This is a genomic window from Streptomyces sp. NPDC023541 (assembly GCF_055559995.1).
The window spans coordinates 31,690-41,059 of sequence record NZ_JBVHJO010000005.1 but is presented as its reverse complement, the minus strand read 5'-3'; the positions used below and the strand labels follow the sequence as shown (position 1 = coordinate 41,059).

The following is a 9,370-nucleotide window of genomic DNA, read 5'->3' as shown; positions in this document are numbered from 1 at the left end:
CGTGCTCGTGCCGGCCGTTGGACGAGCGGTCAGCGCCGCTCGCCGGCGCCCGGCAGCGGGAGTTCGAACCAGACGACCTTTCCACTGCTGAGCCGGGTCGCACCCCAGCGCCGGGCCAGCCGGTTCACCAGGAACAGGCCACGGCCGCCCTCGTCGGTGTCCCGGGCCCTGCGCTGGCGGGGCAGCTGCGGGGAGTCGTCCCCGACCTCGCAGCGCAGCACGTCCGTACGCAGCAGACGCAGCGTCACGGGCCGCTCCGCGTACCGGACGGCGTTGGTGACCACCTCGCTGACCAACAGCTCCAGGGAGTCGCTCAGGTCCTCCAGGCCCCAACGGGTCAGTGCCCGGCGGGCGAACCGCCGGGCGCGGCCCGGAGCGGTCTCCTCCGGGTCCAGGAACCAGTACGCGACGTCACTGGGCGCGATGCCGTCGAACCTGGCCGCGAGCAGCGCGATGTCGTCGTCCCGGTCACCCGGGCCCAGCATGTCCAGCACGTCGTCGCACAGGGCCTCCAGCGGCGGCGGATGGTCCAGGCCGGTCAGCTGCGCGGTCGTGGCCAGCCGCTCGCGGAGCTGCTCGATGCCCGTCCACACGTCCCGCAGGCGCGACTCCACCAGACCGTCGGTGTACAGCAGCAGGGTGGCCCCGGCGGGCGCGTCCAGTTCGACGGCCTCGAAGTCCACGCCGCCGACGCCGATGGGCGCGCCGGGCGGTACGCGCAGCACCTCGGCCCGGCCGCCCAGGTGCAGCAGCACCGGCGGCGGATGGCCGGCGTTGGCGATGGTGATCCGGTGCGCGACGGGGTCGTACACGGCGTACATGCACGTGGCCATGCGGTCCGAGCCCAGCCGCTGCGCCTGCTCGTCCAGGTGGTGCAGCACCTCGGCGGGCGGCAGGTCCAGCTGCGCCAGGGTCTGGGCGGTGGTGCGGAGCTGCCCCATGATCGCGGCCGACGTCATGGAGTGGCCCATGACGTCGCCGACGACGAGCGCGACCCGGCTGCCCGGCAGCGGTATGGCGTCGTACCAGTCGCCGCCCACCCGGGCCGTCTCGGCCGCGGGCAGGTAGCGGGAGGCCAGCCGCACACCGGTGGGCTGGGGGAGGCTGTCGGGCAGCATGGTGCGCTGCAGTTCGTCGGCGATGTACGCCTCGCGGCCGTACAGGACCGCCTTGTCGATGCCGAGCGCGGTGTGGGTGGCCAGCTGGGCGGCGACCAGCAGGTCGTTCTGCTCGAAGGCGGGACGCTCCGGGCTGCGCAGGAACACGGCGGCGCCGATCACCCGCCGGCGGCCGCGCAGCGGCGCCAGGACCGCGCGGTTGCCGCGCGGCAGCGGATGGTCCGCGCCGAGCAGCTCGGGCAGTGCCGCCCGGGCGCCGGCGGAGGACGCGAAGACGGGCCGTACGCCGCGCAGCACCTCGGCGAGCGCGCCGCCGGGCCGGATCTCGCACAGCTCCGCCGCGGGCAGGTCACCCTGCGGGCCGACCAGCGGCAGCTGGCTGAAGTCGAGCTCGCCGGTGGCCCCCGCGGCCCCGGCGAGGTCCATCCCCGCGCCGATGGTGCTGCTGATGTCCGTCAGGTCGTCGATCGGCCGGAGCCGGTCGGTGCGGCGCAGCCTTAAAACGACCGGGCCGACGGGCCGCTCGTCACCGACCGGCAGCGGGTCGCGCAGGTAGACGAGGATGGCGTCGGAGAAGGTCGGGACGGTGGCCCGGCACAGGCCGAGCACGATCTCGTCGAGGTCGATGCCGCGGGCGATCCGCCGGGTGGCGGCGCCCACGAAACGCAGCCGGTCCCCCTCGCGGCGCGCGGCTGTCGCGTCCGGGGCGCCCCCGCCCGGCACGGCGGGCCCGCCGGCCCCCTGGAAGCCCGGTGCGCCGCTCCCCGCACCGGCGGGAGCCGGGCCGGCCCCGGCGCCGCGGGCGGCGTCGTGGGCGTCCACGGCGTCCGCGGCGTCCCGGGGACGGGCGTTGTCGTGGTTCTGGCCCGGACCGGAGCCCGCGGCGGCGGGAACCTCCGCCGCCGCTCCGCGCGGCCGGGGGAGACCCGAGGCCGCGCCCGCCGCCGAGCGCGCGGCCCGTACGTCGGAAGCCGCCGCGGCGGCCGCCGCGCCCGGGTCGGCCGCAGGGCCGGTACCGGCGCCGGCGGCGTGCGTGCGTACGGCCTCGGCGGCGGCGATGGGCGCCTTGCCGTGGCCGGCCTCGTCCGTACCTCCGCCGGAGGCGACGGGCTGCGGGCCCTCCTGGGAGGTGGGGTACTCCGTCACGCGTGGAATTCCGTCCGTTTGCGCTCGATGTGCGCTGCACTCAACTCGGTCAGTCGCGGTATACCCGCTCAGCGGCCCGGGCACCATCGCCCAGAGGTTCCTCGCTCGAACTTCCTCGTGTGTCGACCTCCGGTCAGATCCCGTGAACAGAACGACACTTGCTGGGGTGCGACCCGATCGCACCGTTCCGCGCGCGCGACCTCGTGGAGGACGATCCTACGTTTGAACCCCGGGGGCGCATCAAGGGTCTCATGAGGTCATATGCGCCGGGGGGTGGTCCCAGTCCTCGGGCAGGGCCGGAATCCTCCAGGCCGGATCCGGCCGCCAGTCTTGCCAGCCGGCCGAGAACGGAACGCCCCATTCCTCGATCACCGCGACCGCCGCGCGGCCGGCTTCCCGTACCCGCCGTGCCTGCTCACGGCCCATCAGGCCGGACCGCTGGGCCTCGGCGAACTCGTCCTCGTCCAGCCACTTCCAGCTGCGGTCGGGGTAGACGGCGATGTCCAGGAAGTGGTCCTCGGAATCGACTCCGCCGGCCCATCTCGCCCGCGGCTCCTCCAGGTTCACGTACCAGTTCTTGAACTGCCAGCCCGGCCCCCAGAACAGCCAGACCGACCACGGGTCCCCGGGCCGCGCCAGTTTCAGGACGCCGCCGCCGAACCACCGCGAGCGCACGGTGGTGCGCGGCGCGGTGTAGCGGGTGGCCAGCGGCTCCTCGTGCACGGGGGTGCCGTCGGCGAGCACCGGCTTGACGCATTCGGTGCCCGGCGCCATCCAGACGGCGAGCATCTCGTCGGTGTCCTGCACCACCGTCACCGGGCGGCAGATGTGCACCGCGCCCTTCAGTCCCGGGGCGTGGTCGCGGTAGCGCCAGAGGATCTGGTCCCCGGGCTCCCAGCGCGTCCCGCGCGCGGGGCCGGTCGGCGCGTCCGGCGCCCGGCCGCTCCCGGGCTTGAAAGTACCTGTCATGCGCAGATCTTAGGGCGGGGGCCCGTACGCCCGCTGCGGTGCAGGTCACCAGGCGATTCGGGGACGAGGAACGACCGGATCCGGACCCCGCCCGGAGGCGCGGGACGGCCGGTCAGGGACGCGTCATGCGCAGGACGTCCAGGGCCTCGTCGAGCTGCTCCAGGGTGAGGGCGCCGCGCTCCACGTAGCCGGACTCCAGGACCACCTCCCTGATCGTCTTGCGCTCGGCGAGGGACCTCTTGGCCACCTTCGCGGCCTCCTCGTAGCCGATGTAGCGGTTGAGCGGGGTCACCACGGAGGGCGAGGACTCGGCGTACTCCCTGGCCCGGGCCTCGTCGGCGGTGATCCCGTCGACCGTGCGGTCGGCGAGCAGCCGGCTGGCGGCGGCCAGCAGCCGGATCGATTCGAGGAGGTTCCTGGCCATCACCGGGAGCATCACATTGAGTTCGAAGTTCCCGGCGGCGCCCGCCACCGCGACGGTGGCGTCGTTCCCCATGACCTGAGCGGCGACCATCAGGACGGCCTCCGGGACCACGGGATTGACCTTCCCGGGCATGATCGAGGAGCCGGGCTGGAGGTCCGGGAGGCTGATTTCGGCCAATCCGGTCCGCGGCCCGGACGCCATCCAGCGCAGGTCGTTGCAGATCTTGGTGAGCGAGACGGCGACCGTACGGAGCATTCCCGAGGTCTCCACCAGCGCGTCGCGCGCGCCCTGGGCCTCGAAGTGATCGCGGGCCTCGGTCAGCGGCAAGCCGGTGGCGACCGCCACTTCGGCGATCACGGCGGCCGAGAACCCGGCCGGGGTGTTGATGCCGGTGCCCACCGCGGTTCCGCCCAGGGGGAGTTCGGCGAGGCGGGGCAGGGACGAGCGCAGCCGCTCGACGCCGTAGCGGATCTGGGCCGCGTAACCGCCGAATTCCTGGCCGAGGGTGACCGGGGTGGCGTCCATCAGGTGGGTGCGGCCGGCCTTGACCACCCGGTCGAACTCGGTCGCCTTGCGCTCCAGCGCGGCGGCGAGGTGCTCCAGGGCCGGCACCAGGTCGTTCGCGACGGCGGCGGTGGCGGCGATGTGGATGGAGGACGGGAAGACATCGTTGGAGCTCTGCGAGGCGTTGACGTGGTCGTTGGGGTGCACGTCCCGGCCGAGGCGCTCGGTGGCCAGGGTGGCGATCACCTCGTTGGTGTTCATGTTGGACGAGGTCCCCGATCCGGTCTGGAAGACGTCCACGGGGAAATGGTCGTCCCAGCGGCCGTCCGCCACCTCGCCGGCCGCGGACCGGATCGCCTCGGCGACGTCCTGGTCCACCACGCCGAGCCGGGCGTTCACGAGGGCCGCCGCGGCCTTGATCCGGGCGAGGGCCCCGATGTGGGCCCGCTCCAGCCGCTGTCCGGAGATGGGGAAGTTCTCCACGGCGCGCTGGGTCTGCGCCCGCCACTTGGCGTGCACGGGCACCCGTACGTCACCCATGGAGTCGTGCTCGGTCCGGAACCCGTCGGCGTGCTGATTGTCTGTCATGTCTGTTGCCTCCTCAAAAAGTTGAGCAATTCTCTTGTTGCGAGTGTTCCCAACTCCCCTACCGACCAGTAAATACCGTGGGTAACACTGACCGTCCGGGGAGGCGTCCATGGCACGTGCCCGTACGAAACCCATGCTCAGATCTACCTTCGCCGCCGTCGCGGCGATCGCGGCCGCCCTGGGGGGTGTCACCGCCGTCACCCCCATGGCCCAGGCGGCCACCACCGCCGGCGTCGTCAAACCGCTCCCGCCCGAGCTGGAGGCGATCCGCGCCGCCGAGGCCGTCAAGATCTACGGCGACCCGGCCGTGCGCCCGCAGGCCGACCGCAGGACCGGCCTGATCTCGCTGGGCGACAGCGAGATCTCGGGCGAGGGCGTCGGCACCTACGACCCGGCGACCAACACGCCGGACAACCAGTGCCACCGCTCGCCGGACGCGGCGATCCACCGCACCGGCATACCGGCCGACCTCACCTTCAACGTCGCCTGTTCCGGCGGCTACACCGGAAACATCAGGATCGGCGGCAGCAAGCAGTACGCCGACGAGCTGGTGCAGAGCGACAGCCTGGCCATCAAGGCCCGCAACACCAGGATCAAGATGGTCCTGCTCGTCGCCGGGGCCAACGACGACCTGCAGTTCGGTCCGGTCATGACCGACTGCGTGACCCGCTGGGTCCTCAGCCAGGGCACCTGCGAGCCCAAGTACGCCCCCGGCTGGCAGGCCCGCGTCGACGGCCTGAAGCCCAAGGTCGAGGCCACGGTCGCCGACCTCAGGACGGTCATGCGCGACGCCGGCTACGCCGACGCCGACTACAAGCTCGTCCTGATGGGCTACCCCAGCCCCATCGGCCCCGACTTCCACGACAACCCCGGCTTCCCCGGAAAACTGCCCGGCGGCTGCGCCGGCTACGACTCGGACGCCACCTGGGGCCGCAACTACGCGGTACCCGCCTTCGAGAAGGGCATGCGCGCGGCGGCCCTGGCCTCCGGCGCGGTCTACCTCGACAACTCCCGGCTCTTCCACGGCCACGAGGTGTGCATGGAGGACACCTGGGCCCGCGGGCTGTACCTGGACCTCGGGGACCACTTCCCGTGGGACGAGAACACCGCCCGCCAGTCCTTCCACCCCAACTACCGCGGACACGGCGCCTTCGCGTCCTGCCTGACCCAGCTGTACGCCTCGGGCCTGCGCGAGGCCTCCTGCGCCGATCCCGCGAGCACCGGCACGCCCGTCCTCCAGGCCGGGGCCTGGGACGACCAGTTCAAGCCGCTCAGGAACGAGGCCACCGGCAACTGCCTCGACTCCTTCGGCGGCTCCAGCGCCAACGACACCAAGATCGTGGGCTGGGAGTGCCACGGCGGCCGCAACCAGGGCTGGTGGTACGACAGCGCCCGCAAGTCCGTCCACATCGAACTGACCCAGGACCGCTGCCTCGACGCCCCCGGCGCCGACTACGGCCCCGGCACCGGCCTGATCATCTGGAACTGCCACGGCGGAGCCAACCAGCAGTTCGTACGCGACGGCGCCACCCTGCGGCCCGCCGCCGCGCCGGGCATGTGCCTGACCGTGGCCGCCGCCCACGACCCGCTGCGCCTCCAGGCCTGCAACGGATCCGCGAGCCAGCGCTTCGCATAAACCGCCCCCGCTCCACCCGATTCCCCCACGCCCGGCCGGCGCACCCCGGCCGGGTGTTTTCATGCTCGGCTTTAGCGTCGCATTACGCCTGCCTTATGCGCGGCTTTAGCCATGGCCGAAAATATGCCAGCCGATAATTTTCCGGGTGCTCTTTTCCGTATTCCGTGCATACGATCTTGGCGTTGTCGCACCGCGGGGGGTCTGACCGTCCCCCAGAAGTGCCATCCAAGGGGGGATTGCTTTCATGAAGTCCATGCGTGCTGCCGCAGCGGCGCTCGCGACGTCCGGGGTGCTGGTTCTCGCGCTGCCGTCCGCGGCCGAGGCTGCGCCCACCGGTCGGTGCTATCCGGACATGGCCTGCCTCTACTTCAACTCGAACCAGGCGGGCGCCCTGTCGCAGCTGTACCACATCGAGAACTACCCGGCCTACACGTTCGACAATGTGGTCTTCAACCGCGGCACCGGGAACGGGGAGGGGACCCCGCTCAAGAACAACGCCGCCTCGGCGGACAGCCGCTATTGGAACCAGGCGGTCCGTGTTCATTTCAACAGCTGGTACAAGGGTCCCTACGACGTGGTCGAGCCTCAGACGAGGCGGAATCTGAACGTGACGTACAACAACAACGCGTCCTGGAACTACCACCCGAACGGCGTCTGAGGACCGAGAGAGAATGCTGAGCGAAATGAACAAGAAGCGCACCCGTATTTCCCTTCTCGCGACGGCCGTCGCCTCCGCAGCGGTGATGGCGGGCTACGCCGCCTCCGCCGGTACCGACGCCGGCGCCGACGCGACCGCGATCGCCGGTTCCGCCAAGGTCCGCACCCTGCCCATCGAGCAGTACCTGCCGACGCCCGCCGAGTTCGCGAAGCTGAGCCAGGCCGGCGGGAAGCTCCAGCAGAAGTGCATGCAGGGCCTCGGCTTTGCCTCCTTCCAGGCGCCCGAGCAGGGTCCGGCCGACCCGCGCGAGACCTTCACCGACCTGCGGTACGGCACGGTCGACGCCGCTCAGGCGGCCCGCTCCGGTTACAAGCCGGCGTTCGTCGCAGCCCGGCAGACCGCCAAGGCGGGCGGCCCGGCCGCGGCCGCCGCGGCCGACGGCCCGGCCCCCTCCGCGGCGGCCGAGCCCGTGCTGAACGACGCGGAGTGGCTCGCGATGACCGGCACCACCAAGGAAGCCGGCGACACCGCCAAGGCCAGGCAGGCGGCGCCCAGCCAGGTCCAGGGCAAGGACATCCCGCCGGGCGGCTGCATCGCCGAGTCCACGCGCACCCTCACCGGCGGCGGCGAGCAGCTGTACGCGGACCTCGCGCAGGACATCAACGGCCAGTCCTACAAGGAGTCCCTCAAGGACCCCCGCGTCACCAAGGCCTTCGCGGCCTGGTCCGCCTGCATGAAGGGCAAGGGGTACAGCTACAAGGACCCGATGCAGGCCAACGACGACCCGAAGTTCGCCGCGCCGACGGCCTCCGCGGAGGAGATCGCCGTCGCCGGCGCGGACGTGGCCTGCAAGAACGAGACGAAGCTCGTCGACGTCTGGCACGGGGCCGAGGCGCAGATCCAGCAAAAGATGATCAACGCCAAGGCGAAGGAGATGGACGCCGTCAAGAAGGCGAAGCAGACCGCCCTGGCCCACGTCCAGTAGGGGGCCGCCACCCGCTGAGGCCGCACGAAGGCGCTGCGGTCCGCCCGGCTCCGCCACCCGGAGCCGAGCACCACCATCTAGGGGGATCACTTCCATGAAGACCATGCGTGCTGCCGTCACGGCGGTCGCAGCCTCCGGCGTGCTGGTCATGGCACTGCCGACCGCGGCCGAGGCCGCGCCCACCCAGCGCTGCTACCCGGGCCTCGCCTGCGTCTACTACAACTCCAACCAGGCCGGCGCCGTCGCCACGATGAACCACATCGACGGCATGCCGTCCTGGGACTTCGCCGGCGTGTTCAGCCCGGGCACCGGCAACGGGGCGGGCCAGCAGATCAAGAACAACGCGGCCTCGGCCGACAGCCGTTACGCCACCCAGGCCGTCCGGGTCCACTACAACAGCTGGTACAAGGGTCCCTACGACGTGGTCACCGCCCAGTCGAAGCGGAACCTCTCCGTGACGTACAACAACAACGCGTCCTGGAACTACCACCCGAACCCGAGCTGAGCGGGACGAGGGAATCCGGCCCGGCTCCCCACCACGGAGCCGGGCCGCCGCCCCCGCTAGTTCGCGTCCAGCTGTGCGCGTACCTCGCGCGGCCGGTTGGTGATCAGGGTGTCCACACCGAGCCGCAGGCACAGCTCCACGTCCTCCGGCTCGTCCACCGTCCACACCCGCACCCGCAGCCCCTTCGCCTTGAGCCGGGCCACCAGCCCCGGATCCTTGCGCACCAGGTCGATGCCCGGCCCGGCGTGCCCGGCGAACGGCGGCCGGGCCGGCCGCAGCCGCCGCTCGATCAGGTAGACGGCCGGCAGGCCGGGCGCCAGCCGGTTCAGCCTGATCAGAGCGTTGCGGGAGAAGCTCATCACCTCGACCAGGCCCGTCGAGCCGTCGGCCAGCCCGTGGTCCTTCAGCACCCGCACCAGCTCGGCCTCCAGCCGGCCGCCGGCCCGGGTGGGGTGCTTGGTCTCGACCGCCAGCCCGACGGGCCGGTCGGCGGCCAGCGCCTCCTTCAGCAGGTCCTCGAAGAGCAGCACCTGCGCCCCGCGGTGCTCCTCGCCCTTCCAGCTGCCGAAGTCCAGGGCGGACAGCTGCTCGTGCGTCATCCCGGACACCACCCCGCGCCCGTCGGAGGTCCGCTCCACGCGCCGGTCGTGCACACACACCAGCTTGCGGTCGGCGGTGAGCCGTACGTCGCATTCGAGGGCGTCGGCACCGTCCGCGATGGCCTGCCGGTAGGCGGCCAGGGTGTGCTCGGGATGCTCGTGGGAGGCCCCGCGATGGGCGACGACCCGGACGGCGCGGTCGGTACGGAGCTGCGTGTGCGTCATGCCCCCGACGCTA

8 protein-coding genes are annotated in these 9,370 nt (G+C 72.0%); 4 read left to right on the top strand and 4 right to left on the bottom strand.

Annotation, left to right across the window (positions count from 1 at the left end):
• Positions 1-29: 29 nt before the first annotated feature.
• The 3 genes from ACZ3X1_RS13670 to ACZ3X1_RS13660 form a co-directional block, all read right to left on the bottom strand.
• Positions 30-2,264, bottom strand: a complete 2,235-nt coding sequence (locus ACZ3X1_RS13670) for a SpoIIE family protein phosphatase (protein WP_362626468.1) — start codon at positions 2,262-2,264, stop codon at positions 30-32.
• A 249-nt stretch (positions 2,265-2,513) separates the two neighbouring features.
• The gene (gene fomD, locus ACZ3X1_RS13665) at positions 2,514-3,233 is read right to left on the bottom strand and encodes a cytidylyl-2-hydroxypropylphosphonate hydrolase (protein WP_356815617.1); all 720 of its coding nucleotides are present in this window, start codon (positions 3,231-3,233) and stop codon (positions 2,514-2,516) included.
• A gap of 112 nt (positions 3,234-3,345) precedes the next feature.
• A complete protein-coding gene (locus tag ACZ3X1_RS13660) occupies positions 3,346-4,749 on the bottom strand; it encodes a class II fumarate hydratase (protein WP_356815619.1) in 1,404 nt (467 codons plus the stop codon).
• A gap of 133 nt (positions 4,750-4,882) precedes the next feature.
• Between ACZ3X1_RS13660 and ACZ3X1_RS13655 the strand changes: the two genes are divergently transcribed.
• From ACZ3X1_RS13655 to ACZ3X1_RS13640, 4 genes are all read left to right on the top strand, one after another.
• Positions 4,883-6,385: a ricin-type beta-trefoil lectin domain protein gene (locus tag ACZ3X1_RS13655; protein ID WP_436840890.1), complete on the top strand. Its 1,503-nt coding sequence runs from the start codon at positions 4,883-4,885 to the stop codon at positions 6,383-6,385.
• 253 nt (positions 6,386-6,638) lie between these two features.
• Positions 6,639-7,043: a peptidase M23 gene (locus ACZ3X1_RS13650; RefSeq protein WP_356815623.1), complete on the top strand. Its 405-nt coding sequence runs from the start codon at positions 6,639-6,641 to the stop codon at positions 7,041-7,043.
• 25 nt (positions 7,044-7,068) lie between these two features.
• The gene (locus ACZ3X1_RS13645; RefSeq protein ID WP_467279635.1) at positions 7,069-8,028 is read left to right on the top strand and encodes a hypothetical protein; all 960 of its coding nucleotides are present in this window, start codon (positions 7,069-7,071) and stop codon (positions 8,026-8,028) included.
• 94 nt (positions 8,029-8,122) lie between these two features.
• On the top strand, positions 8,123-8,533 hold the full coding sequence (locus tag ACZ3X1_RS13640; RefSeq protein WP_467279632.1) for a peptidase inhibitor family I36 protein: 411 nt from the start codon (positions 8,123-8,125) through the stop codon (positions 8,531-8,533).
• Positions 8,534-8,589: 56 nt separating this feature from the next.
• On the opposite strand, the gene ACZ3X1_RS13635 is transcribed toward ACZ3X1_RS13640, so the two are convergent.
• Positions 8,590-9,357 (bottom strand): glycerophosphodiester phosphodiesterase, encoded by a 768-nt coding sequence (locus ACZ3X1_RS13635; protein WP_356815626.1) that lies wholly within the window; start codon positions 9,355-9,357, stop codon positions 8,590-8,592.
• Positions 9,358-9,370 lie beyond the last annotated feature (13 nt).